We start from the raw sequence: 24,434 nt of genomic DNA on the forward strand, positions 1-24,434 counted from the left end.
ATTATTAATTAATAATTATTAATTAATAATTGTCGGGGACCCACCCTTTCGGCTGAGAAACCCGGTTTCTCAAAGAAACCGGGTTTCTTGACGACGATTTCTTGACGACGATATGGAGGTGGTGCGTCAGTTGAACCAAATTTGCCGTTTACCCGATAGGTTATCCCTCTGACGCACCCTACGATATGTGTAATAATTGAGAATTGTAGGGGCGGGTTCTGCTGTCAATTATCAATTCCCGACGAGGATATTAATAAACCTGCTTCACCCCACCTGAAACGGGGAATTTTAACTATATATTAACTCTATGTCCGATCGCATTCCTTCCCATTGGCATTCACCTAAAACGCCGGAATTAACAGCCACACAACTAGACCGTATGGCAGTGGAATTGCGTCTAGTTATATTAGCTTTAGAGTCTTTGGCTGAAGTGACACCAGAGACTTTAAGAAAGGCGGCACAAACCCTGAGTTTAGATGTGGAATATATCCAAAAATGGCAATCCCAAAAATTGACGCTAGAAGGGGGGCGATCGCTAGTTTTAGTTATATCCTATCTAGCTAGACAAAATCAAGCCCTGCTGCGTCGCGCCATTGCTTTGATTGAACAATTAGAAGCACAAAATCAGGATATCCGAGAGATTTCTTTGATGCGGGACTACCTGGATAAATTCATCCAAGGCTATGATCAGCAGTTTCCGGTTAACCGACCCATTCCGGAAGAAGATATCATCCCCTTCGCGCAAAAACTGCTAATTGATTTACTATTTTATAGTAGTCCTGATGGTTTCGGGAGGTTTTGGTCAACCCTGCTAATGCGATCGCAAGCTAGACAACGTGGTTATAATATTAATAGAAGCCAGCCATAAAATCCCGGAGATTATGTTAGTAACCCGACAATATACCCCCCCTACCTGTACACTAGAGGTTAGCGCCAATACTTCCTTTCTCAGTAGCTGGAAACATGAGAGTTGGGATAACTTTCGGTTCAAACTTTCCTTTGATGACCCCCGTATTTCTGAAGATAAATATATCGCCATAGAAGGCGATCGCCATAACTTAACCAACCTCTATGAAAGCCTCAACAGGTATATTAACGACTTTCTGACGGCTTCCCCCTTGTCGGAAATTGACCCCATTTCCGAAGAGTCTCCCGACGCGGAAAATCCCTTAACGACCTGTTCAGACTTCCAGATAAAGCCTGATGGTTTATTGTACCATGATTTATTTTTGGGAAACTTAGCGCCTAGTCCTTCGGAATCATTGGTTCATTTAAGCGCATTACAGTTATTTGATGTCGCCGCCGCCTTGCGGAATTGCATCACCGAAATAGAACCTTTTTTGACCTCAGAAAGCCAGCCGAAACGCACCTCTCCCGCGTGGCTACGAACTCTGATGATTATTATTACTACCACGGGACTATTTAGCGGAATTATCAATTTAAGCAATTATTATCGTCGCGATCGCCATTTAATTTCCACCCCAGAAACTCCCCAAATTTCCACTTATACACCCCCCGCAGAAATCATCCCGCCACCACTCCCAGAATTTCCCATGGATGAACCCCCAGCGCCGCCTAAAATAGAAGTAAAAGTGGCACCAGACCTTCCCCTAGTTGATACAGCACCTTTAACTATTCCCCCACCCCTATTTGATCAACCTCCCCTTTCCCCTGAATTAATCCCTAATATTACTACGGGAGCACCGGAAACAGATGGGATAATTATCATTCCGACAGAACCCGTTAATAGAACCCCTGTTAACGGGACGGTTAACCGCACAGAAACTCCTCCCCCTCCCACACCGTTAGCGCCGCCTCCCACTTCCCTATTTGATATAGGAACAGTACCAGAAAATATTAGCCTTCCCCCCCTGCAAAATGCTAGAGTTCCCGAAACGGATACCCCGGAAAATTATGCAGTTCAGGATATCCCAGAAGACAGCGAAAATGCGGAACCAATTGCACAGCTAACTAAGCGAGAACCTCGGATAGCCTCTATTCGTTCCCTGAATAATACGGTATTTGATGAAATTCCCCAGGTGGCGGAAGTACGGAGTTATTTTGTAAAAAATTGGCATCCTCCCAAGAATTTAAACAGAATATTGCAGTATCGTTTACAACTAAATTCCCAGGGCGCGATTGACAGTATTACTCCCTTGGGTGAAGCCTCGGTTAACTGGTTAAAACAGATTAAATTTCCATCAGCTAATCAGCCGTTTGTCTCGCCTATGGAAGATGGAAAGACGGCGAAAATTAGGGTGGTTTTAGACCCCAGCGGTCGGGTTAATACTTTCTTGGAATCTCATGATTAGCATTGGTTATTCCCGAAACAACTGGGATAATTAGATTCATAGGTTTGGTGGCGTTTTCCAAACAATTGATAGCGGTTATCCCGCACCTGTTCATAAATGCGATCGCCTGCCCATTTCAGCCCTGGCATTCCTCGATAAGCCTTGACAAATAGCTCCCCACCTGGTAAAATATTACCGATTTCTTCGGCGGCATCACTACCTTGCCATCGTCGTTGTGGCTGGTTTACGTCAATCAAAATCATTCCCATTAAACAGTCTTCGGGAGTAATATTTAACTGTGCTAATTTTGCCTCATCTTGCATAGGAATATAGCTAAAACGTTCACCGCGATCGAGATTTTCCAACAGTTGCACCAAGTTACTGCACAGGTTACAGTTCCCATCGTAAATTACATGATATAGCATCAATTTATCACAGTGGAGGACAGTTAACAACTATAGCATATTTCCTGAGAGATGACCAGGGAATCTTTATAACTCCATAGGTGCAATGATACCCAACTTTTCTTGAAGTGCAAATCGCAAAATAGACTGTGTGACGATAATTAATCCTAGTCTAGCTTGGGATAATTGGGGGTGATGAAGTTTTACCTCTCCCCAAATCGGACATTGGCGCAGAAAGCGATCGCATTGTTCAGTTATTTTCATCGCCACCTTTTTATCATCAATCTTCCGAGGTGGATAATGCCAGAAATCGACCCCATCAATTAACTCGCCAATCAGCCTTTTTTCGGCATCATTAACTAACCGCAAATTCCCGGAATCATCTAACCAAGGCAAATCCCTAGGGGTGGCTAACCTCCACAGAAAAGGGGTAAAATTTGGTTCTGTTTCCACCAGAGAAATTAAGCGATCGCGATGAGCCATTCGCAATAAGGAACAGCAACGAGCATGGATATATTGAACCGGAAACAAACCGGAATCCAAACTCTGATTATCGGGAGAATTAGCAGTTATTGGTAAACCATGGAGCCGGATATTTTCCAACCAATTTACCACGCCCCAATCAGTAATATCAAATTGAATCATTCCCGATGGTAGCACGGTGGTAATTATACCATCATCCACGATTTTATCAGCTTGATTAGCGACAATTAAAGTAGCAATTTCGGCGGGAGATTGAGAATTGATAGCCGCCAATTTCATAGCGATCGCCGATATATAACGAATCCGGCTACCATTAGGAACACGAGCCAGAGGAATATCAACCGAACCGATAAAATCAGGATCTAGCCCCCTTAATCCAGAACCGAGGGACTTGATTAAACTTTGCTTAATTACGATATTTTCCATAAAACTTGCTATAATAGACATCATCAAAACAGCAAAACTTGACTCATGCTCAACCCTTTTAAACGCCGATTACCTACCCTCATGGTGACTATGTTCTGCACCCTAGGAATTTTAGTAAACGGCTGTTCATCCACCCCATCTTCAGATTTTGAACAACAGGTTTTACAAGTAATTCGCAATAATCCTGAAGTGATATTAGAGTCGGTACAAGCCTATCAGGAACAGCAACAAAACCAACTCAGCCAAGCGCGATCATCTTTTTTACAACAAATGAAAACCCAACCACGGGCGATTATTGGTGATTCTCCCACGTTGGGCGCAGCGGATGCTGAAATTGTTTTGGTAGAGTTTTCCGATTTTCAGTGTCCCTTCTGTCGTCGCGTCCAGGGAACCATTAAAGAGTTTATGAACAGACACCAAGACCAAGTTACTCTAGTGTTTAAGCATCTCCCCCTCAGTCAAATTCACTCGGAAGCGTTACCGGCGGCGAAAGCGTCCTGGGCGGCGCAACAACAAGGTAAATTCTGGGAATATCAAAACGCCCTTTTTGAAGGTCAGGATGACTTAGGAGAGGCGCTATATGAAGCGATCGCCATTTCCCTAGGTTTAGATTTAGAACAATTTAACCGCGATCGCAACAGTGATGGAGCGATCGCAGCCATTGAACAGGATCTGCAATTAGCCAGCGTTCTAGGGATTTCTGGGACCCCGTTTTTTATCATGAATGGGGAAACCCTATCTGGGGCTGTAGACCTGTCAACGCTGGAAGAAACCCTCGCAGAGGTCATGGCTCGCGAATAACTTTTCACCCCACTGCTGCCAAAACCTGATAGGCTAGATCACAGTTTCCACCCTTACCAACTCAAGTTTCCGTGGTCAAAAACCGTGAACCACTCGAAAGTTTAGTCCTCTACCACCTGTTTAAGTGGTCTGTGGTTAGCCCCATGCTCCATGTCTATTTTCGTGGTCGCATTTATAATGCTGAACGGATGCCCCAAACCGGACCCATTGTGGTAGTTAGTAATCATGCTAGTGATTTTGACCCCCCAATGCTGTCCAACTGCGTCAAGCGACCCGTAGCATTTATGGCTAAAGAGGAACTCTTTAAGGTTCCCGTCCTGAAACAGGCGATTTCCCTATATGGCGCTTATCCAGTTAAACGGGGTGCTGGCGATCGCAATGCGATCCGAGCCGCTCTCAATTCCCTAGAACAAGGTTGGGCCACTGGTGTATTTTTGCAGGGAACTCGCACCCCCGACGGTCGCATCACAGACCCGAAATTGGGCGCGTCATTAATTGCAGCCAAAGCACAGGTTCCCCTAATTCCTGTGTGTCTGTGGGGAACTCATGCTATTTTTAACAAAGGCTCTGCTATACCCAGACCAGTTCCCGTCACCGTCAGAATTGGTGAACCTATGGACCCCCCCAAGTCCAGTAAGCGGGAGGAACTAGAGGCGATCGCTCATAATTGCGCCGAAATCATTAATACTATGCACGATTTAGGGCGGTGAGTTTTGGCAGTACAACAATTAATCAAATCATGGAAGAATTAAAAGCACAATTAGCCTCTAACATTGATCAAGCCGAGTGGGAATGGTTAATTCCCCATGTACAAAGGGATGCAGTCGTCGTAGTCGATCGCCAATTAGATTTATTAGATGTCGGTGTCGCTATTAGCGAGGATCATGTGACTGACGTTCAGCGCTGGATCAGTGAACAACAGATTTATAAACCCTCTCCCCAGCAAATCTCCGATTGGAATGGCGATCAGACTAAACGATTTAATGCCCTAATTATCCAACCTTTTGTTTTGGTACAGGAAGCCTAAAATCATTTATACCCTCGCTATCCCACGACTACCTTAAATTTATGGGTTTTCGGGAACACTGCTCTAATTCTCCCTTATCGCGGATGATCTTTTTCTGATATCAAACAAAGCCTCGCGAACTTCTGGCTTGGACTCGTCAACAAGTTGTCCAGGTTCTACACCTCTTGCGATCGCTGTTTCAAACATACCAACAATATCAGCTTGAGACTCAAATCCTGATAGATCGACTCTCATCCCACCAATTTCACTCCCTATTCTCGCCGCTTTACCCGTCCCAGTTGGAGAAAATTCTGCACTCGTACCGGAGGCATTATGTAGCTTTCCAAAAACATCTCGTTTACCCATCTCAGAGGTTTCGCCTCCAATTAAAACGGCTCCTTTTAATTTAGGGGTTGGCGGTTTATAGAAAATATAAATATGACCGTGACTGCCATCCGGTAAAATTAAATTACCCGCCAAGTCTGTTTCACCCAATCCCCCGAGAGCGGGATTGATTCCATAGTGAACCTCACTTTGCCCGGTACTGGTATTGTTGCCTTTTTTCTCTTTAAACGAATTTTCCTTAATTTCCACATCATGGGTGGAAACAAAGCGGGTATCAACTTCAGCCTTTTTATAATCTGTATCAGCCAAATCCTCTTTGCTACGCTTATGGGCATGATGACCTTCGGAAACTCCAAAAAGCCAATTCACGAAATGGTCACGTTTGTTATAATATTCTTGAGTTTCCTTTTTATTGGTAGAACTCAAAGCATTCATGACTGTACCATGTTTTTTACCATGTTGTTCTGCACCAATTGGCGGTAAAACGATATTTACCCGCCCTCCGTGAGAGAGGGCGACCGCCACTTGCTTCGTCCACTGGTTCCAATCCCTTGCATACATCGGTTTATCTTTTTGATCTTCTCCTTTGTTATTTTTATCATTGGAATATTCCAAGTTATACTGCAACACAGTAAAAACTCGTCTCATTATATTGGCTATAGCCAGAGATTGTTCGACGTAACCTTTCGCTTCATCTGGAGTAATTGGTTTGCCATCTTTTTTGGATTTTCCAACCAGTTGCTTCAGGATTGTGTCTTTATTGCTCTCATTGATATTTAACAATTTCTCCCAAGCATCCGTATCTTTTTTATAAATTGCTTCCTTGTGTTCCTCACTACCCTCTTTGGCTTTCAAGGCTTCATAGCGCAAATACCCTGGAGTCTTCTGATAATCGGGATTTTTCTGGCCTAATTTGGCTTGATAGGTGGCAATTAATAAACGCTCCATACTGGTAAATTTTCTCTTCGACCAAAACTCCAAAGAGCTAACATTACTTCCCGTTGCCAGCCAATCTCCAGTCAAAGGAGAATTTTGGTTTTGATCTAGTTCTTCGGCTTTCTTTTTATAATACTCGGCTATATCATAAGTGTTTTCACCAGCCGCTTTGGCAAACTCCTGTCTTTTTCTGCCTTTCGATGAGCTGCTTTCTAAACCCAATAAATATTTTCTACCTTCTGGTGTCTGGCTCAATTTTTCAATTGCTTCAACCTCAGTGTCGGTCAATAATTCATAGGCAAATTTATCTCGTCTTTGGTATTCTTTGCCTTTCTTTTTCTCGCCATTTTTCTCCCAGGTTTTTTTCTCGAATAATTTATCAACGATCTTTTTATAATAATTTATGGATTCGGGTTTTGTAGCTCTAATAATGGCATTGCTTCTGGCTTTTGTGGGGGTTTTTATCATAGCATTGCTTCTCAGTCGGTTCTCGGAAGTGGCGATCGCATTGCTTCTGGATCTTGTTTCTGGGGAGGCGATCTCGTCTTGCCGCTGTACCCTTCCCGATAATGGTTTTTTCTGCAATTGAGAAATCCCTAACTGCGGTTTTGGTTGCCGTGTTTCTTCTTCCTGCTTCTGAACTTCCGGGCTGCTGGGGGGAGATTGGATGCGATCGACAACTACATCCGCAACGCGATCGGCCTCCTGTTCGTATTGATCCCCCACCGCACCCACAGTCAATTTAGCTTGAATCGGCTGCTGCGGTGTCCAATTTTTCGGGTTATCCCTTTGGGCTAAAGCCTGAAATCTGCCGTGCAGGGGCGAGTTGGGTTCCGCCTGCATCTGCACGTCTTCTTCTTCGCTGCGCTGGATGGGCTGGGTTGGGGTACTATTACCATTGCTAAAAAGGGGAATGCTGCCCAAATCGAACCCGGACGCTTCCGGCTGTGATTCGCGTTCCTGCGGGGCGGCTTGTTTGTCCGGGGGGGCAAAGTTGGCGTCCTGGAACGGTCGAGACTGAAATTGTGCCTGCACAGGGGCTGCTGGGCTTTCGTTTTGGCGTTTTTTCCGGCGTTGTATTTTCATCAGGATCCCCCCCTAATTTGGCATCGATCACACTCCCACGACAATTCTACCACCAAATAGGTGGATTAACCGGGGTGCGATCGCTCCTCAAAACTAAAATTTCCCTTAAACTTCCGACGGTAATCTTTCTCCCTTCGCCACTGCCTGAATTGTGTCAGCAAAGGACTCCACCAAATAAAACACCAGCCACATAGATTGTATAATCGCGATTTCCGCACTGGGTTTTTCTTCTTGAGGTATCACTAAAACATAGCGAAAATAGAGCAATTCCTGCTGTTCTTGAATCCCAAAACTACCAATAGGCATAGTAGTATTTAGCCTCAAAATAAATGCTCTGAGTTCAGACATCGCCTCCGCTACCACCCCTCCTGGTAGACCTACATAAAATTGCAGCAAATGCACATTCTCCACCTCTTCCTCTACCGGAATAAATAGCAACTCCGCCAGAAGTTGTTTCTCTTCACTCAGCAAAACCAAGAGCCTATCCATTGGATGTTCTGGTGTCGCTGGTTCCCAAGAAGTCGTGAAATTCTCACCATCTATAATCGACTGAATACTCTGTAAATTCATGTAACTTCCTCAAATTTAACTAGCGTTTTTTCAGAGCTTTTTTGACTAACTCCAGTTTCTCTTCCCCGCTCATTCCCTCCATTTGTTTTTCAGGTAAATTCACTAACTTCAGCATGATACCTGGTTCAGCATCATTCATTTTGATTAAGGTTTTAGCCGTGGTTTCGTAACGCTGGTCTTTAGCATCCGTACTCTTGGTTTTATCCGCTTTCATTTTCTTCTTAAACCAAGCCTTAAATTTGGAGAAACCTCCTTTACTTTTAGCTTGCTCATATTGTTGATCTTCCCGTTCTTGTCGGGCTAAAAATACATTATTGATTTGTTCTTCACTCAGCCCCGCCGTCTCCATATCAGCTTGCCATTGCTTATCTTTTCGATCCGCCTTATCTCGGCGATTCTGTTTAATTTTGTTGAATGCAAAGCGTCCCAACTTCGCGATACCACCGATCGCCGCCAGACCCGCACCAACTACCGCCCCGGCTCCAGTTAAAGCCAAAGCCCCTGCCGTCACCGCCAGCGCACCTTCAGCCATCCCTAAGCCGCCGCGTTTTTGCTTTTTGGTCTGAATTTCCTTGAGATGTTCCAGAGCAGCATTACGCTCCGACTCACTCACACTACTAAACTGTTTATTTCCCTGTTGTAAGCCTTTAATTAAACCCTTACGCTTCGTAGCTTTAAACGCCTTGAAACCGCCACTGGCAAGATCCATCGCCCCCGTAGCAATTCCCAAACCCCCTGATGCAGCCGCCAAATTAGCTAAGGGTGCGATCGCTCCTTGGGAACCCAACTTGAGGGCATCAGCACCAATTTTGCCTCCCTCAGCCCCAAATTGGGCAATCAATTTACCAACCCCCAAGGTCGTTGTCACCCCGGCTTGACCCAAATTAGCAGCACTTTTAACCCCCCTTCCCAGCGAACGTAAATAGGCACCGCTACCTTTACCCCCCGATTTAGTATCGCCGTAGATACCTTTCTTCCTCTCGTTTAGCCAACTCTTAAAGTCTTTAACTCCCCCTACCGCCTGAGCCCCAAAACCCAAACCACCAGAAACCGCACCAATCCCATCGCCAACAAACTTCCAACTATCACTGGTATTAAGATCCTTGGAAATCCAACTTGGATCTAAGTTAGCAGCACCACCATCTTTCTGAGTCAGATAACCACCCCCAAATTTAGCCACATTTGATGCTAAACCCGCGAGACTTGATCCTCCTTGTAATACTGCTTTACTGCGATCATAATTGTCCTCAGCCTGTCTATAATCATTAAAAGCTTGGAAGCCCCCCAATATATTGCCAACACCACCCGCTACAGCCCCCGCCATATCACTGCGTCCGCTCAGTACATTTTTCTGATCACCCGACATATTGGCACCAGCTTTTTCAAAATATTTCTGAAAAATCCCAGTTTCCGTATCCCCGGAATTTCCCAAACCTTCAGTACCTATTTCCCCAGTAATTCCTGTTAACCCTTCAATCACACTGGCTGTATTACCCGTCACATCTGCAGTATCGCTATTCACCCAATCATCCAGTTTATCTACAGGTTTGTTCCCGGTATTATTATCATCAATCGCATTACTTCTCGGTCTTTCTCCTCCCCATTTGTCCATATTTTTTGAGGTAGCAGGCAACTTGAGATTAGCCGAGAAATCCTTAAACTCTTGGGTCATTTTATCTCTGCCTTTCGCCTTTTGTTCAGACAAAAGAATCTGGAGATGCTTTCGTTCTTCTTTACTACTGTTAAAACGCTGAACAGAACCACTATTATTGACACCACCTTGCTGCACCACATGGGTCAACTCGTGGGCGATGAGCTTTTGTCCGCCCAGACTCTCCGGCCGATACTCTCCCTGTTTAAAAAAGATGTCTTTGCCCGTCGTAAATGCCTTGGCTTGGATTGATTGATTCAGTTGATTGGCTGGGGAATTATGATGAATCCGCACCCCGCCAAAATCTGCCCCCATTGCCCGCCCCATTTGGGACTGCAAGTTCTCATTCAACGGTTGTCCGCCGCCCTTTTCTCGCCGAAGGGACGACTCGAAATCGGCAGAAACTTCTCCCCCGGCTTCGGCGGTCTGAGGTTTCATTTGTACCTCTTCCTCTTCCTCCGCATCGGACTCCCGCTGTAACAATGGCTTCATTTGTATATCTTCATCACCTTCTTCTTCAGACTCCCGCTGTACCGTTTCTGGCTGCTCTTTTTTCTGCAATTTAGAAATCGTCGGCGGAGTCGATAATTGGGGTTGTTCTTGCAGGGTTTCTTCTTCCTGTTTCTGAACCTCTGTCGTCGCGGGGGGAGATTGGATGTTATCGACTACCGCATCCGCCACCCGGTCCGCTTCTTGTTCGTATTTGTCCCCTACTGCCCCCACGGTGAGTTTGGCTTGAATGGGTGGCGGGGGTGCGGAATTTTGCGGGTTATCTCTTCGGGCTAAATTCTGAAATTGGCGGTGCATGGGCGAGTTGGGTTCCGCCTGCATCTGCACGTCTTCTTCTTCACTGCGCTGGATGGGCTGGGTTGGCGTACTATTACCATTGCTAAAAAGGGGAATGCTGCCAAAATCGAACCCGAACGCTTCCGGCTGGGATTCGCTTTCCGGGGGGGCGGCTTGTTTGTCTGGGGGGGCAAAGTTGGCGTCCTGGAACGGCCGAGACTGAAATTGTGCCTGCACGGGGGGGGCTGCAGGGCTTTCGTTTTGGCGCTTCTTCCGGCGTTGTATTTTCATTAGAACACCCTCCCAATTGCCGCTTCCATTGATAATAGTCGGAACGAAAAGCTATAACCGCACCTTAATTGTAAATCAAAAAGGTGATGATTTATGTAAATTTTTGTGTAAAAAAAAAGTCGAAAATTGGGTTTTTCAGATCAGATCCGGTTATTTACCAGCCCCTAGATCCCCCCCAGCCCCCCTTAAAAAGGGGGAGCGGGAATTGGCTTTGACGAAAGTGGTTATTTAACCGGATTCGACATTATTCACCCAATTCTCGCTGAACCAAGTTGGCGATTTCTCCGATCCAGCGCTGCCGTTCCCGATGGTCTAAATCGAGAATTTCGGCCCTAGACCAGTGGAAATAAAAGGCGATGAAGGCTACCTCCCTATACAAATCCTCCAGGGGGTAGCCCGCCACTCCCCCGTCCGAGAAATCCTTGCTTCGGGTGGATTGATCTGGTTGTATACGGCTTGCAAATAGTCCAGATCTGGTAAAAACAATCCCTCCAATACATCCGGCGTCACGGGGGAAATCTCCCCCAAGCGGACAATTGCCCGGGACAGCATGACTAAAATCCCGTAGGCGGGATTGTCCAAAACCCGCAGATCCCTTTCCCGGAACAGTTCATCCCACCCTGTCAGCGATCGCATGATTCCCTCTCGATGCCAAGTTCCCTCCTCGTCCAACAATCCGACCGGGAGGGTAAAGGGAAATTGTCTCAAAGGTAAGTTTTCGGGTGACATTAGATGGGGGAGTAGGGAGTAGGGAGTTTGAGAAACCCGGTTTCTAAGAGGGTCTGGAATTCCCATCCGACATCAGATAGAAACCCGGTTTCTTAGGTTCGACTTTTGACTTTCAATCCGACTCGGACTTGACCAGGCCGTTAATTTCGCGGTAGAAGTCCTGGAGATAGGCTAAGTCTACGGCAAACATATTTTCAATCACCGCCGGGGACACTTCCTCCAAACTACCCAGTTCAGTAATCACCCTGGCGAGGATAATCACAGTTGCATAGGCGGGATTCATCTGTACGCGAGGATCGCGGAGGGGGACAATCTCATCGATCGCCCGCGACAGCCGCATCACCCCCCGCTGGTGAACGTTGCCATCGGGATCTAAATAGCCTTTGGGTAAGGTAAACTCAAACTCGGTTTGCATGGTTTAATCGCCACCTACAAGACTCGTTCAAACCCTTCACAAGCAATTTCCAACTCCTCAACCGCCAAATCGCTTCCCGATGCCATATTATCGGTGATGCTATAACTAACCGGCCAGCCTCGGCTAAAAGCAAACCGCGCCCCTTCGGAACTATCCTGACGGTAAATGGTCAAAAAACCATTTTTAAACTTAGATGACCAACCGCCATCATGGACGGTGGCTATCCAATCCCACAGTGTAGTTGAAGCCGTTAGTCCCCGACGCAGGGAAAAGTTATCAACATTATTGTTTCCCGGAAGTTTAGTGCAAATCACCTGACCTCGAGTCGCCTTTCCCCACTTTTTCGGGAAAACTTCATTGTGGGTAATGACGGTCTGGGAATATTTGAATCCCCGGCACTCCATAAAGTAGCCATCGACATCATCCCGGCTGCCGTCCAAATGCAAGGCGACATAAAAGCGGCAGGCGGTCAGCACCTCGTAGAGGTGGCTTTTTTGTGCGAGCAAATCACCAGTCATGGTCTTTTTATAGCTATGAGCGATCGGCCATCAAACGGTCAGACCGTCGTCCCCAAAGTCGGGACTTTCTGCAACCCGGAATGGCTGATTTCGATCGTTTCCTTGAACAGGTCCGTCGAGTCCGAACTGGCCTGGGTCGTCGTGTACTTGGCGGGGAGGCAGTCTTTGAGATTCCAACGAGCCCCCTCGGAGCCATCCTGTTTGTAAAGTACCAAGGAAGCATCACTCACCTTGGCGATCGCGTCAGTTTTACCACCAATCATCGCCGGGGGATGACAGTCGAGATACCATTTTACCAGGGCATCATTTTCAGCGGTAGTCACAAACTCCAGAGTCATATTTTCAAAGGTTACCGATGCGGGCGTAATTTGAGTTTCACTTTTCACGTTTTTTCCCGAACCGATCGACTGCCCCTCTGCGGCTGGGTCAATACTAATAGAAATCCCACTCACTTTGGAAATTAGCAAACGAGTATTATTGCCAAATTCAAAGTAAAACCGCGCAGAAGTCAAATATTCATAGGCCATAATTTAAATCTCTCCTAACCTAACCGATAAGCGCCCTGAAGGCTTGGTAGGGGCGGGTGCTAGTAGGGGCGGGTGCTAGATCCGCCACGGGAAAACCAGCCAACTACCTGCACCCGCCCTTCTTTGAGGGGACGGGAAAACCAGCCAACTACCTGCACCCGCCCTTCTTTGAGGGGACGGGAAAACCAGCCAACTACCTGCACCCGCCCTTCTTTGAGGGGACGGGAAAACCAGCCAATTCTGCACCCGCCCTTCTTTGAGGGGACGGGAAAACCAGCCAATTCTGCACCCGCCCTTCTTTGAGGGGACGGGAAAACCAGCCAATTCTGCACCCGCCCTTCTTTGAGGGGACGGGAAAACCAGCCAACTACCTGCACCCGCCCTTCTTTGAGGGGACTTCTTCTTTGAGGGGACGGGAAAACCAGCCAATTCTGCACCCGCCCTTCTTTCAGGGGACGGGAAAACCAGCCAATTCTGCACCCGCCCTTCTTTGAGGGGACGGGAAAACCAGCCAATTCTGCAGCCGCGCCCGATACTGATGCACCCGAACCTACCCATAAATTAAACCGCAGCCCCACTCCTCATACTGGCAACTTGACCCCCCAGAGCCACCTCTTTGGTAATCATTTCAGCAACGATTTCGTAGGTTTCAACCGCCAAATCTCCCGAGGTCGAGTCCATATCAGCAATGGAATATTTTTTCGGCCAAGCACGTTCCAGGTTCCAGCGTAAAACCTCTTCTCCGTCAGGAGAATACAGCACCACAGAACCACTAGCCCGGTATTGAGACCATTTCCCTTCTCCTCCCTCTTCGGGTGGTAGACAGGCTTTGAACCAAGCAAATAGCTGGCGGCTGGCATCGTTGGGGTCGTCACTGATGTAGGTTTCGATTGTCATTGATGGGTTGGTTTCGTAACCGGCGATCGTAGTTTGGCGAACCCGGCGACCTTTGCGACCAGAACCCAAGGCTTTATCACCTCCGGCTACTTTTCCCTCATAGGTCAGGGCTGCCATACTTTTGATATAAGCATTTTGGACAATATTCCCGACAGTATCATTGCGAAAATCAATTTGATACCGGGTGGCGGTAGTGGTAAAAACCGGAGCAGCACTACTCATGATTCAATTCCCTTGTTTAAGTGTAAATATCAAAAAAATCTCAACTGCCTCCAATGGGTTGGTTTTGGAGGCAGAGATTTAAGAGAGTTGGCTTATTCGCCTTCACCCTCAGCGGTCCACTGACTGATGCGGAACACCACAAATTCAGCCGGACGCACTGGACAAACACCCACTTCCACAAACAGGCGACCCAGCATTATGCTTTGGGGGCTATTTAGTTCAGCATCGCACTTGACATAAAAAGCCTCGCTGGGACTGCCACCCGTCAGCGCTCCCGATCGCCATAATTCAGTCAGGAAGCTGCTAATAGTGCGTTTGACCCGCTGCCATAGGTCTTCGTCGTTGGGTTCAAACACCACCCACTGGGTACCGTTTTCGATGGACTTCTCGATGTAGCTCATCAGACGGCGAACGTTGATATAGCGCCATTCGGTTTTGTCGGGTTCGACCAAGGTACGAGCGCCCCAGATCCTGATACCCCGGTTATCAAAGGGCCGGATACAGTTGATGCCAATAGGGTTCAGCAGTTCCTGTTCTCGGAAGTTGCACGGGTGAGTCAGACCGATCACACCTCTTGGTACTTCGTTAGCAGGGGCTTTGTAAACCCCCCGGGTTTCGTCCACCCGCGCCCATACTCCTGCCATGTGGCCGCTGGGGGGAATAGCTATGGGCCGTCCGGCGTTGCGGGGGTTCGGAACTAAAATCCACGGGTAGTACAGGGCGGCAAATTGCGATCGCCGGTTAAATTCTTGGCTCAACCAACGGCTGATATCCTGCGGTTTCACCCGATCAGGCGGCGGGTCAAGGATGATCATCCGGTTGGGGGCGTTGGGGATGTCTCCGTCTGCGGCTCCCTCGCACATACTCACCATCAAGTCCATTAGTCCGTGGAGTTGATCTTGATCAATCAATCCCTGTTCGTAGACTTTCATTAAGTCGGGACAACAGACGATAGTTATTTCGTCAATTTCAAATAGGCCGCGAATCCCGGTGCGATCCTCCCTCACGCCTTCCACATGGCGCGCTAAGTTGTCGGTTTCTGCTATAATTGCCGGAGGGCTGACTTCATAAATGCCGTTAGACGGGCGGCGAGCCAGGGGACTACCACTGATAGCCAAATCTGTGGCTATAATGTACTGGGATTCTTCCAGGGCGCTAACCACATAATCGGCTACTGCTGTTTCGATGTCTCGATTCATACTCAGGTGCGGGAACCGTTCGAGTTCCTCACTTCCCTGGCGGATCACTATGGTGAAAAATTCCCCTGTATTAGCAGTAACGATCGCTTCTGATGCTTCCGTTTCTTCGCTGGGGGGTTTCGGGTACCCTTCGGTAATTTGCACCCGGATAGAGCGATCGCTCACAGCCAGGAACCCGTTTTGCGAACTGTCGGCTAGGGAACTTTCCGAAGCACCATCTTGGGAACTCTCACGGATCGAAAATCTTAACGAAGGACGATTAGCGCGGTTGACAATTTCGGTTCCCGTTTCCGTCACTTCCGGCTTAGGAGAACCGGGGAGTCCTGTTCCCATGCTAGTAATCCAGCACCGACCGCCGCCGTTGAGAAACCAACCGTAAACTGAAAAGGGAAGATAGGCTCCGAAGTCGGTGAAACCGTCCGAGTTGGTTCGACCGAAGTATTCCAGATACTGCTTCCAACTGGTGACTAACATCGGCTTAAAAGGTTCAGCCCCACCTCGGATATCTTCCGTGAAACCGACAAATCCGGCTACAGCGGTGGGAACACCCTGAAGAGGTCGAGAGCCGCGATCGACCTCTTCAATGTAAACGCCAGGTGCAAAATAGTCAAGCCTAGCCATAAAAATCTTTCTCCCTGAGAGTGGGCAGTTTTGGCACTCCCCAGCCTAAAGGCGTGGGGACTCTGGGGCTGAATCCTGCCTCCACTAACGCTCGTTAGTTTTGGTCTTACAGTTTCATGTCTAAAAGGACGAGGTTTTAAACCCATTTTTTCTGATCAACCGGACGGATAAATTTTGAAAAAAATCAGCATAGCGTGGATAATCCAAAACCTGCTAATGCTGGGTCTTTTACCTATTTATCATTTCTAGGATGTGCTTTATCCATCCAAGCTTACGCAATAATTTGGAGTTGTTCAAAATACTACACCGAAATCTCGACTAAATATACTTATTTTGATAACGTTTTTTTGAGTTAATTATACTTATGTGAATATATATGAAGTAATTGTTAATATATATAATCTGCCGTTCATAATGATCGCTATAGACTCAAAGTGGTATTAAATAGTGGAGGAGCATCAGAGATGAACATCAAAGTTCCCCAGAAACCCCTCCTCACCATTGCCACCCCTTTAACTGGCCCAGTCAGCCATGAGTAATCATCTAGCCGTCGCCACCGCCACCGCGACCTTACAGCGCATCCTACAGCGAGCCGTTCAAAGAGACGTAGACGGAGCGCGAGTCACCACGGTGCGCCCAGACGGTTCTAGCGGGTCAATTCCCGAAACAGGTGTGAACCTATACCTGTATCATATCAAACGCAACCCGGCCCTCACCAACCAAGACACCCCCAACTTCCAACGGCGCGGGGACATAACCCGTCGTAGACAAGCGGCGATCGACCTATTCTATGTGGTATCCTTCTACGGCAACGATGGCGATCTCGAACCCCAGCGCCTACTGGGTAGCGTCGTCCAAACCCTGGAAGACCAGTTAGTATTGAGTGCGGACACCATCCGCGCCACGATCGCCGACCCCACCTTTACCTACCTCGCGGACTCCGACCTAGCGGAACAAGTGGAACAAATCCGCTCGGAATTTATCTCTGTCTCCACGGACGAACTCTCCAAAATCTGGTCTGTGTTCTTCCAAACCCCCTACGCCCTGTCCCTGGTGTACAAAGTGACTGTCATCATCATCGAAAGCGACATCGCCGGACGTTCCGCCCTACCTGTGCGCGATCGCATTTTAGGCGGTACAGTCTTTCCCAAACAACCCATCATCACCCAAGTGGTGGCGGTGGGAGGTAAAAATCAACCCATTTTCAGTAACAGCATCCTCTCGATTCGTGGCCAGCATCTCTCTGGTGTCTTAACCCAAATCCGCATCGGTCAACTAGAAATCACCCCCCAAGTCATCAACAACGGAGAACTACGGCTCCCCTTGAGCCTAATTGAAACAGACCAACTACGGGCTGGGGTTCAAAGCCTACAGGTAATTCACCTACAAGCCCCACCCGTACCCCCCCGTAACGGGTCCCGATCTAGCAGAAGGGGGAGTACAGCCACCACTAACCGTAACACTCCTGCTCGTGTTCCCCAAGTGGAATCTAACGTCGCCCCCTTCGTCTTGCGGCCTACTATTGAAACAGTCACAGTCCTAGACTTAGATGGATTTGACGACGAGCCACGGTCGGGAACCCTCAGCATTAGCCTTAACTTGGCGATCGCTCCAGGTCAGCGAATTGTGGTGATGATGAACGAATGCAGCCCCAATAGCAATAATCCCATCGGCTACCTATTCACCGCCCCACCCATTACTCGCGCCACGGCTACCGTCTCCATCCCCATTCGGGAAGTCAAACCGGGAGAATACCTGGTGCGAGTCCAAATTGATGGGGCAGAAAGTATCCTGAGTGTAGACGACAACCCCGACAGTCCAACTTTTGAGCAATACATTCAACCCAAAGTAGCGATAAATTAAACAGCACGCGACTCTCCATTCCCCATGACTGACTCAAACTGGCATTCACTACCGAATCAACAAACTCTCATACTCGCCTTAACCCGGATTAAGGATGCCCTCCGGGCGGCATCCAATGGGCAAACCAGATCCGAAACAACCGAGCCATTCATCGTCCCCCCTGTCCTAGATCAACTGTGCGAGACCTTTGGGCTGTCTAGCTTTGAACAAGATTTGCTGCTGTTGTGCGCGGGAATGGAACTCGATGGGGAATTTCCCCTACTCTGCGCGGAAGCCCACGGCGACCCCCAAAAGCCTTATCCTACCTTTAGCCTCGCCCTTAATATCCTCGATCGCCCCCATTGGAGCGCCCTAACACCCAATGCTCCCCTACGTCGCTGGCGTTTACTCGAAGTGGGAGGCGGTGCGGTTTTGACCCTCAGTCCCATTCGCATTGACGAACGTATCCTCCACTATCTCATCGGTATACAGCATCTCGATGAACGCTTATTCGGCATTGTGGAATCCCTTGGGGAAGCCTCCCTGTTAGTCCCCTCCCATCAACAACTCGCCCTAAAAATTGCCCAAACCTGGTCGAGCTTTAGCGAACAGTCTCAGTTACCGGTTGTCCAGCTTTCCGGGGAAGATATGGCGACTCGACAAGCTATCGCACAGGTGGCCTGTCAACAGTTAGACCTAGAACTCTATCATAGTGATGGCGATCGCATCCCCTCGACCACCGCAGAGTTCAACCTTATGTTAAAACTATGGGAGCGGGAGTCCGTTTTAGGAGGCTATGCGCTCCTCCTCGACTGTGAACAGGTGGAAATGAGTCGCCACGGAGACGGTATCTGGCAACTGATTGAGCGCATCGGTAGCCCCCTGATTATTACCGTCCGCGATCGCCTTCCTCAACGAACCCGACCCCTCCTCAACTTCGAGGTTACCCGCCCCAGCGCTGCGGAACAGTACCAGTATTGGGAAGAACACCTCGGAGATGTTACACACCTTAACGGCCACCTACAACGAGTTACCGCCCAATTTAACCTCCCCTCCCCCGCCATTCTCTCCGTTTGTACAACCACCGCCAGCCAGGGAATTTCCCCCCACGATACCGAAACCTTTATTGACCATCTTTGGGATACTTGTCGCGTCCTTGCTCGCCCCCGCATGGAAGATATGGCCCAGCGCATCGAAGTTAAAGCGACTTGGGCGGATTTGGTTCTCCCAGAAGCTCAAATGCAAGTTCTGGAAACCATGGCGGCTCACCTCCGCCAACGTTCCCAAGTTTATGAAAATTGGGGTTTCGGTAAAAAAAGCGATCGGGGTTTAGGTATCAGCGCCCTATTCGCTGGACCCAGTGGGACGGGGAAAACCACGGCGGCGGAAGTTTTAGCCCAAGCCTTGCGACTCGATTTATACAAAATTGACCTCAGTTCCGTGATTAGCAAATATATCGGCGAAACCGAGAAAAACCTTCGCCGGGTCTTTGATGCTGCGGAAAGTGGGGGCGCAATTTTGCTATTCGATGAGGCTGATGCGCTATTTGGTAAGCGCAGCGAGGTCAAAGACTCCCACGATCGCCATGCTAACATCGAGGTTAGTTATCTCCTGCAACGCATGGAGGCCTACCGAGGTTTGGCTATTCTTACCACCAACATGAAGGGTGCCCTCGACCCCGCTTTTCTCCGTCGCATCCGTTTTGTGGTCCAGTTCCCCTTTCCTGATGCTAAACAGCGCGCCGAAATCTGGCGGCGTATCTTCCCCTCGGAAACTCCCACTGATGGGCTCACGGTTGAGAAATTGGCGCGCTTGAGTGTTTCTGGGGGTAATATCCGCAATATCGCCCTTAATGCGGCTTTTCTGGCTGCTGATGCCGGGGAACCGGTAATGATGAAACATCTACTCGCTGCCGCCCAAAGTGAATATATGAAATTGGAAAAACCTTTGATGGATAGTGAAGTTAAAGGCTGGGTTTAATAATTAATAATTAATAATTAATAATTAACATGAACAAAGAGATTTCCTTGAAGCAAATATTTACCTTTGTTTTGCCCTCAAAATCAACCATTGAAATACTGGCTTTAAATGGTATTTTCAGAGAGCATGATGGTGAGGATATTGATTTTTATCTCACCCTAGAAGTATCCTTTGATACCTATCAATTGATTGAACAGGAACAATTGTTTAACTTGAAACCAGAGGTTTGTAGTCCCTTAATCGATCGCCAATTTGACCCTTGCACCAATTTAACGTTAGAATTGATGCTGAAACCGGGTTTGCTGCCTCAACTCACCCAGGACGGAACCACGACGGCTACTCTCATCAACCACCTACAACAACTACCCGGACCAGAACCCCTACCTCACCAATTTACGGAAAACTGGTTTTGTTTGGGAGTGCGACAAGAACAATTAGACAAAACGATCGCCTATCGTACCCTTTGGGATTGGGCAAATCCTGACACCCTCGCTCAACTGGTTGCTACGGGAAAAGACGCTTTTCAGCAGTTAGGGACGCAAATTCAAACGGCTTTGTTAAACGGAACCCAAGCCATCGAAGAAATTAGCCGGGAATTGGGCGCGCCGCCAACTGGAGACTCGGAATCCCCAATTTCTGCCCCCATTTCCCAAATCATGGCTGCCTTTTTTAACCAAGATGATTGGGACTACGTTAGCTTAGAGGAGGGGGCTACCCTAGAAATGGCATTTATTGGCGACAATGGCCGTTGGAGTTGTTCCGCACAGGCGAGAGACGAAGAACAACAATTCCTGTTTTACTCGATTTGTCCCCTGACAATTCCTGCGGAAAAGCGATCGGCTATTGCTGAATTATTAACAAAAGCTAATTCTGGTTTAATTCTGGGCAACTTCGAGTTAGACTATTCTGATGGGGAGGTGTGTTATAAAACCAGTATCGATGTAGAAGGCGATCGCCTCACCCCGACTTTAATAGAATCCCTCGTTTATACCAACGTGACCATGATGGATCAATACCTCCCAGGTATTATTGCTGTACTCAATGGGACATCCCCCGATGATGCGATCGCCCAAGTTGAGGCTGAATAAATACCCTATTTTCTCACCCCCTAATTGACTACCTAACACCTGCTTCTTGGGAGCCTTTATGTAATGGTAAGACCCCCTCAGCGCCCAATTCCGAAAACCCGAACCGCAAAAGCCATCAGAGAAAGCACCATTGCTACCGCCCAACACCGCGTCCGACGGGTAGGTTATAATGCCTTCGCTCCAGTCTATCGATTTCTCCCCCTGTGGGTAGTTCGGCTTTTACCCTTCATTCGCGAAGATGTCCGAGATCTCCTCCGACGGCGGAAACGAGGCGAAGAAATTCCCCAAGACACAGACATCGAAACCCTCGATACCCCTCCACAACTTGCGGAAGTCAGCCCCGGTGTCCTCAACCCCTATCCTAAATATCGCTGTACCCACGGCAACCCCCTATTCTGCCCCCTGGCTAACTCATCCTCCACGGCAGCAGAACCACAGGCTTTAACCTGTCTACAATGCGGATTTCCCGCGATACTCCCCACCAAATCGGAAATTATCGGCAACCAAGGCCGATATCGCATCGTCAATTTCATCGGTAGTCGGGGTCTGGGTCGCCTTTATCAAGCAGTGCAAACCAACAACAATAAAACAGTCATTATTAAAGAATATCTGCTCCCCCAACGCCACTTTAACCCCCAGGAAGAACAGCAGACCAAAACAGTATTTGAAAATGTGGCAGGATTAGTCCCCGCTGATGGTCGGGTGCAGGACTTTCGGCTGCTGGTCCCCTCAGAAGCGATCGCCGACCGCCACCAACCCCGCTGCTACACGGTCACCCACTCCCTCTCCAACAGCTATCCCAGCGTGCGAAGCTACCTCCGCCAATTTGGTGCCATGACCCCCCAACAAGCGCGGCACCTCCTTGATCAGGTTTTGCAAAGCCTCGAAGTCCTCCACACTCAGAAATACCGCCTCCCCTCCGGTCAAATTCACTCACTTGTAGCCCACGGGAACCTCAGCCTGGACACGATTCTGATTTTACCCATCGAACAGCATCAGTTTCATCGCCCCCAATTTCTCGTCTACATAGCCGATTTGACCCTCACAGAAAAGCCATTTCAGCCCGGGTTAACCACGGTTAGCCAGGCTGATCCTAGCCTCGATTTAAGGGCTTTAGGTGCGATCGCCTTTGACCTTTTAAAAGGAAATTGGCAACATGATTTAACCTCCCCCGTCGATACCCGAGGGCAAACCTTCCGTTACCAATTCCCCGAAGACTGGCCAGAAACCTATCCCCCCCTGCAACAGTTTATATTGCGACTCCTGGGATTCAATATACCCTTTGAAAACGCCAAAGCCGCCCGGGAAGCACTCCCCCAAATACCGGAAATTGACCACAATTATCAAGCGATCGCATTAGAAAAAGAAGACACAAAACGCCCTTTTCCTCGGCTATGGATTTTGCTGCTGCTTCTACTGGCTTTTTTAGGAGTAATTGGTATCTGGCGGTTATTATATCGCCCATCTATGGTCCTAGCTGACCACCGTTTTTCTCCCTGTTGCATCAAAGATATTGCTGCTATTCCCAAAGGAAGATTTAGCTACACCGCTAATGAAAATGGGGTTTGGAATTATGCAATCCGACAGCGCAACTTAGTAGAAAAAGGGAAAACATTAGAGGAGGAATTACAACAGCGCATTCCCCAGATGAAATTGGTTTATAAACCCCAACCGACCACGGAAAAAACACTGGCTAAAGTTCGCAACCAAGAGGCAGATTTTGCCATTACCAGTTTAATCCAAGACTTAGACAGAGATTTAAATGCTATTCCCTTTGCTTATGATGGTTTGGTCGTGTTTGTCGCCTTTAGTTACCAGCGCCGCCAGAATTCCTTACCTCATAATTTAAACGGACAAATATCAATTAAACAATTGCGACAACTATACACCGGGGAAATTAACAACTGGAAACAGTTAGGAGGACCGGATTTACCGGTGCAACTTTACATCCCCACCGATGCAGAAGCGATCCGCATTTTTGAAGAACGAGTCCTACAAACTGAGCGAGCGATCGACCAATTTCGGCGACTGTGGCAAAGCCCTCCCTCAGATAATTTTATCACAACTGAAACCAATGTCAATATAATTCGCCAAATCCCCACTTTTCAAGCCATGAGAAGAGTTCTTCAGGATTTTGAAGAACGAGAAATTGGCAGCCTATCTTTTGGCCCACTCAGTCAGGTTTTTCAACAGTGTTCGGTCTACCCTCTGGCGATCGCCGAAGGGTTAAGACCAGCGGTACAACCCATAAGTCAACATCACAATCAACCTATTACACCCGGAACCGATTTGTGCAATGATAAAGGTAGTTACTATCCATCCGTTGAGCAATTTCAAACCGGACAATATCCTTTAGCCTATTCTCTGGCTGTTGTTTATTCCTTTGATAACAGCTTATCCCCAGTCGGGCAGAAATTTGCCGAAATTCTCAAAACAGAAGAAGCACAAAATCTGCTGATCAAAACCGGATTAGTTCCTTTACAAAATCTCAACCCAAATCCTTAATCACTGAATCATGAAACCTAACCATCAACCCCCAAGACCACACCGGCCACCCGGACAACCTAGCCACCCCATTGGCTTAGTCGCACCCACGAAAATACAGTGCGATAATCCCGGAGATTTGATGTATAAAATCGCCCAAAAAGTTCGCGCCGACCCGATGCTAAAAAAACAAGTTGAACAAAGAGTTTACGAAATGTTAATTTCTGACCTCAATTTAATCCGTGAACGACATTAATTTTCGGTTTAAATTGTGTTAACAAATATCCAGGTAAATTATGCTACCCACAGATGCTAATAATACCTTAGAATCCAGGTATAATTATATCACAACCAATCGCTTTTATGTAGAAATGGAAAGTACCATTTCCGCCTCATTTTCCGAATGTTCTGGCTTCGGAGTAACCTTACAAAAAGAAGCATATTTAGAAGGTGGAGTCAATGACCAACAGCGAGTATTTATTGGTCATGCAGAGTTTGACGACATCACCTTAAAGCGGGGAATGACGAATAGCACAATTTTCTGGGATTGGATGCTAACTACCATCAGTAATCCCATATATAATCGTCGGAATATCAATATTTTGATGTTCAATCAAGCGGGGGAAATTATGCAAGCATGGACTTTGATTGGCGCTATTCCCATTTCCTGGAAAGCACCAGGATTTCAAGCTGAAGGAAGTTCAGTAGCGATCGAAGAATTAACCCTAGCTTATGAAGGGTTAAAAGTGAACATAAAACCTCAAGGTGCAGGAGGTGCAGCAATTAATAGAAGGCGGGATAATCATGGATACTTTTAAAACCACAATTATCAAATA

Annotated in this window: 24 protein-coding genes; 11 read left to right on the forward strand and 13 right to left on the reverse strand. The window is 47.7% G+C overall.

Annotation, left to right across the window (positions count from 1 at the left end):
* Positions 1–307: 307 nt before the first annotated feature.
* Together NLZ44_RS23705 and NLZ44_RS23710 are read left to right on the forward strand one after the other, a co-directional pair.
* Positions 308–868, forward strand: coding sequence for a DUF3038 domain-containing protein (locus NLZ44_RS23705; protein ID WP_493751372.1), 561 nt, complete (start codon positions 308–310; stop codon positions 866–868).
* Positions 837–2,312: a DUF4335 domain-containing protein gene (locus tag NLZ44_RS23710; protein ID WP_493751373.1), complete on the forward strand. Its 1,476-nt coding sequence runs from the start codon at positions 837–839 to the stop codon at positions 2,310–2,312. Before NLZ44_RS23705 ends, NLZ44_RS23710 begins: the two co-directional genes overlap by 32 nt.
* Here NLZ44_RS23710 and NLZ44_RS23715 read toward each other — a convergent pair.
* Together NLZ44_RS23715 and NLZ44_RS23720 are read right to left on the reverse strand one after the other, a co-directional pair.
* A complete protein-coding gene (locus NLZ44_RS23715) occupies positions 2,309–2,716 on the reverse strand; it encodes a thiol-disulfide oxidoreductase DCC family protein (RefSeq protein ID WP_493751374.1) in 408 nt (135 codons plus the stop codon). The genes NLZ44_RS23710 and NLZ44_RS23715 overlap by 4 nt on opposite strands.
* A gap of 66 nt (positions 2,717–2,782) precedes the next feature.
* Positions 2,783–3,604, reverse strand: coding sequence for an arginyl-tRNA synthetase (locus NLZ44_RS23720; RefSeq protein WP_493751375.1), 822 nt, complete (start codon positions 3,602–3,604; stop codon positions 2,783–2,785).
* A 45-nt stretch (positions 3,605–3,649) separates the two neighbouring features.
* Here NLZ44_RS23720 and NLZ44_RS23725 point away from each other — a divergent pair, with 45 nt between their 5' ends.
* The 3 genes from NLZ44_RS23725 to NLZ44_RS23735 all read left to right on the forward strand — a co-directional run bounded on the left by NLZ44_RS23725 (position 3,650) and on the right by NLZ44_RS23735 (position 5,432).
* A complete protein-coding gene (locus NLZ44_RS23725; RefSeq protein ID WP_493751376.1) occupies positions 3,650–4,405 on the forward strand; it encodes a DsbA family protein in 756 nt (251 codons plus the stop codon).
* A gap of 71 nt (positions 4,406–4,476) precedes the next feature.
* Positions 4,477–5,115 (forward strand): lysophospholipid acyltransferase family protein, encoded by a 639-nt coding sequence (locus NLZ44_RS23730; RefSeq protein ID WP_111893924.1) that lies wholly within the window; start codon positions 4,477–4,479, stop codon positions 5,113–5,115.
* A gap of 29 nt (positions 5,116–5,144) precedes the next feature.
* The gene (locus NLZ44_RS23735) at positions 5,145–5,432 is read left to right on the forward strand and encodes a DUF2288 domain-containing protein (protein WP_006622172.1); all 288 of its coding nucleotides are present in this window, start codon (positions 5,145–5,147) and stop codon (positions 5,430–5,432) included.
* A 63-nt stretch (positions 5,433–5,495) separates the two neighbouring features.
* Here the strand turns inward: NLZ44_RS23735 and NLZ44_RS23740 are convergent, their stop codons facing one another.
* The 11 genes from NLZ44_RS23740 to NLZ44_RS23790 form a co-directional block, all read right to left on the reverse strand.
* Entirely contained in the window at positions 5,496–7,778 is a 2,283-nt protein-coding gene (locus NLZ44_RS23740; RefSeq protein ID WP_493751377.1) for a hypothetical protein, read from the reverse strand.
* A 105-nt stretch (positions 7,779–7,883) separates the two neighbouring features.
* Positions 7,884–8,348, reverse strand: coding sequence for a YbjN domain-containing protein (locus NLZ44_RS23745; protein ID WP_006622177.1), 465 nt, complete (start codon positions 8,346–8,348; stop codon positions 7,884–7,886).
* A 19-nt stretch (positions 8,349–8,367) separates the two neighbouring features.
* Positions 8,368–11,076, reverse strand: coding sequence for an eCIS core domain-containing protein (locus tag NLZ44_RS23750; RefSeq protein ID WP_493751378.1), 2,709 nt, complete (start codon positions 11,074–11,076; stop codon positions 8,368–8,370).
* A 244-nt stretch (positions 11,077–11,320) separates the two neighbouring features.
* The gene (locus tag NLZ44_RS23755) at positions 11,321–11,479 is read right to left on the reverse strand and encodes a DUF6760 family protein (protein WP_493751379.1); all 159 of its coding nucleotides are present in this window, start codon (positions 11,477–11,479) and stop codon (positions 11,321–11,323) included.
* Positions 11,440–11,871: a hypothetical protein gene (locus tag NLZ44_RS23760; RefSeq protein ID WP_111894819.1), complete on the reverse strand. Its 432-nt coding sequence runs from the start codon at positions 11,869–11,871 to the stop codon at positions 11,440–11,442. The genes NLZ44_RS23755 and NLZ44_RS23760 overlap by 40 nt, the downstream gene beginning before the upstream one ends.
* A gap of 46 nt (positions 11,872–11,917) precedes the next feature.
* Positions 11,918–12,220: a hypothetical protein gene (locus NLZ44_RS23765; RefSeq protein ID WP_111894817.1), complete on the reverse strand. Its 303-nt coding sequence runs from the start codon at positions 12,218–12,220 to the stop codon at positions 11,918–11,920.
* Between the two features lie 14 nt (positions 12,221–12,234).
* Positions 12,235–12,738: a phage tail protein gene (locus NLZ44_RS23770; protein ID WP_111894815.1), complete on the reverse strand. Its 504-nt coding sequence runs from the start codon at positions 12,736–12,738 to the stop codon at positions 12,235–12,237.
* Between the two features lie 38 nt (positions 12,739–12,776).
* Positions 12,777–13,265, reverse strand: a complete 489-nt coding sequence (locus NLZ44_RS23775; protein WP_111894655.1) for a phage tail protein — start codon at positions 13,263–13,265, stop codon at positions 12,777–12,779.
* 59 nt (positions 13,266–13,324) lie between these two features.
* On the reverse strand, positions 13,325–13,843 hold the full coding sequence (locus NLZ44_RS23780) for a hypothetical protein (RefSeq protein WP_493751380.1): 519 nt from the start codon (positions 13,841–13,843) through the stop codon (positions 13,325–13,327).
* Positions 13,827–14,384, reverse strand: coding sequence for a phage tail protein (locus NLZ44_RS23785; RefSeq protein WP_111894651.1), 558 nt, complete (start codon positions 14,382–14,384; stop codon positions 13,827–13,829). Before NLZ44_RS23785 ends, NLZ44_RS23780 begins: the two co-directional genes overlap by 17 nt.
* 92 nt (positions 14,385–14,476) lie before the next feature.
* Positions 14,477–16,204 (reverse strand): phage tail sheath family protein, encoded by a 1,728-nt coding sequence (locus tag NLZ44_RS23790; protein WP_493751381.1) that lies wholly within the window; start codon positions 16,202–16,204, stop codon positions 14,477–14,479.
* 531 nt (positions 16,205–16,735) lie between these two features.
* Here NLZ44_RS23790 and NLZ44_RS23795 point away from each other — a divergent pair.
* From NLZ44_RS23795 to NLZ44_RS23820, 6 genes are all read left to right on the forward strand, one after another.
* Positions 16,736–18,067 carry a Pvc16 family protein gene (locus NLZ44_RS23795; protein ID WP_493751382.1) on the forward strand — a complete coding sequence of 444 codons (1,332 nt, stop codon included), beginning with the start codon at positions 16,736–16,738 and terminating at the stop codon, positions 18,065–18,067.
* A 24-nt stretch (positions 18,068–18,091) separates the two neighbouring features.
* On the forward strand, positions 18,092–20,026 hold the full coding sequence (locus tag NLZ44_RS23800) for an ATP-binding protein (RefSeq protein WP_493751383.1): 1,935 nt from the start codon (positions 18,092–18,094) through the stop codon (positions 20,024–20,026).
* 29 nt (positions 20,027–20,055) lie between these two features.
* On the forward strand, positions 20,056–21,114 hold the full coding sequence (locus NLZ44_RS23805) for a type III secretion system chaperone family protein (RefSeq protein ID WP_493751384.1): 1,059 nt from the start codon (positions 20,056–20,058) through the stop codon (positions 21,112–21,114).
* 63 nt (positions 21,115–21,177) lie between these two features.
* Positions 21,178–23,619, forward strand: coding sequence for a substrate-binding domain-containing protein (locus tag NLZ44_RS23810; protein ID WP_493751385.1), 2,442 nt, complete (start codon positions 21,178–21,180; stop codon positions 23,617–23,619).
* Between the two features lie 10 nt (positions 23,620–23,629).
* Positions 23,630–23,854 (forward strand): hypothetical protein, encoded by a 225-nt coding sequence (locus NLZ44_RS23815; RefSeq protein ID WP_493751386.1) that lies wholly within the window; start codon positions 23,630–23,632, stop codon positions 23,852–23,854.
* A gap of 40 nt (positions 23,855–23,894) precedes the next feature.
* On the forward strand, positions 23,895–24,416 hold the full coding sequence (locus NLZ44_RS23820; RefSeq protein ID WP_493751387.1) for a phage tail protein: 522 nt from the start codon (positions 23,895–23,897) through the stop codon (positions 24,414–24,416).
* The last annotated feature ends 18 nt before the right edge of the window (positions 24,417–24,434 follow it).

Source organism: Arthrospira sp. PCC 9901, assembly GCF_059013425.1.

Coding starts and splice junctions, on each gene's coding strand:
- NLZ44_RS23705 (WP_493751372.1), top strand. CDS start 308: ATGTCCGATCGCATTCCTTCCCATTGGCATTCACCTAAAACGCCGGAA.
- NLZ44_RS23715 (WP_493751374.1), bottom strand. CDS start 2,716: ATGCTATATCATGTAATTTACGATGGGAACTGTAACCTGTGCAGTAAC.
- NLZ44_RS23720 (WP_493751375.1), bottom strand. CDS start 3,604: ATGGAAAATATCGTAATTAAGCAAAGTTTAATCAAGTCCCTCGGTTCT.
- NLZ44_RS23725 (WP_493751376.1), top strand. CDS start 3,650: ATGCTCAACCCTTTTAAACGCCGATTACCTACCCTCATGGTGACTATG.
- NLZ44_RS23735 (WP_006622172.1), top strand. CDS start 5,145: ATGGAAGAATTAAAAGCACAATTAGCCTCTAACATTGATCAAGCCGAG.
- NLZ44_RS23740 (WP_493751377.1), bottom strand. CDS start 7,778: ATGAAAATACAACGCCGGAAAAAACGCCAAAACGAAAGCCCAGCAGCC.
- NLZ44_RS23745 (WP_006622177.1), bottom strand. CDS start 8,348: ATGAATTTACAGAGTATTCAGTCGATTATAGATGGTGAGAATTTCACG.
- NLZ44_RS23750 (WP_493751378.1), bottom strand. CDS start 11,076: ATGAAAATACAACGCCGGAAGAAGCGCCAAAACGAAAGCCCTGCAGCC.
- NLZ44_RS23760 (WP_111894819.1), bottom strand. CDS start 11,871: ATGGGAATTCCAGACCCTCTTAGAAACCGGGTTTCTCAAACTCCCTAC.
- NLZ44_RS23765 (WP_111894817.1), bottom strand. CDS start 12,220: ATGCAAACCGAGTTTGAGTTTACCTTACCCAAAGGCTATTTAGATCCC.
- NLZ44_RS23770 (WP_111894815.1), bottom strand. CDS start 12,738: ATGACTGGTGATTTGCTCGCACAAAAAAGCCACCTCTACGAGGTGCTG.
- NLZ44_RS23775 (WP_111894655.1), bottom strand. CDS start 13,265: ATGGCCTATGAATATTTGACTTCTGCGCGGTTTTACTTTGAATTTGGC.
- NLZ44_RS23785 (WP_111894651.1), bottom strand. CDS start 14,384: ATGAGTAGTGCTGCTCCGGTTTTTACCACTACCGCCACCCGGTATCAA.
- NLZ44_RS23790 (WP_493751381.1), bottom strand. CDS start 16,204: ATGGCTAGGCTTGACTATTTTGCACCTGGCGTTTACATTGAAGAGGTC.
- NLZ44_RS23795 (WP_493751382.1), top strand. CDS start 16,736: ATGAGTAATCATCTAGCCGTCGCCACCGCCACCGCGACCTTACAGCGC.
- NLZ44_RS23800 (WP_493751383.1), top strand. CDS start 18,092: ATGACTGACTCAAACTGGCATTCACTACCGAATCAACAAACTCTCATA.
- NLZ44_RS23805 (WP_493751384.1), top strand. CDS start 20,056: ATGAACAAAGAGATTTCCTTGAAGCAAATATTTACCTTTGTTTTGCCC.
- NLZ44_RS23810 (WP_493751385.1), top strand. CDS start 21,178: ATGGTAAGACCCCCTCAGCGCCCAATTCCGAAAACCCGAACCGCAAAA.
- NLZ44_RS23815 (WP_493751386.1), top strand. CDS start 23,630: ATGAAACCTAACCATCAACCCCCAAGACCACACCGGCCACCCGGACAA.
- NLZ44_RS23820 (WP_493751387.1), top strand. CDS start 23,895: ATGCTACCCACAGATGCTAATAATACCTTAGAATCCAGGTATAATTAT.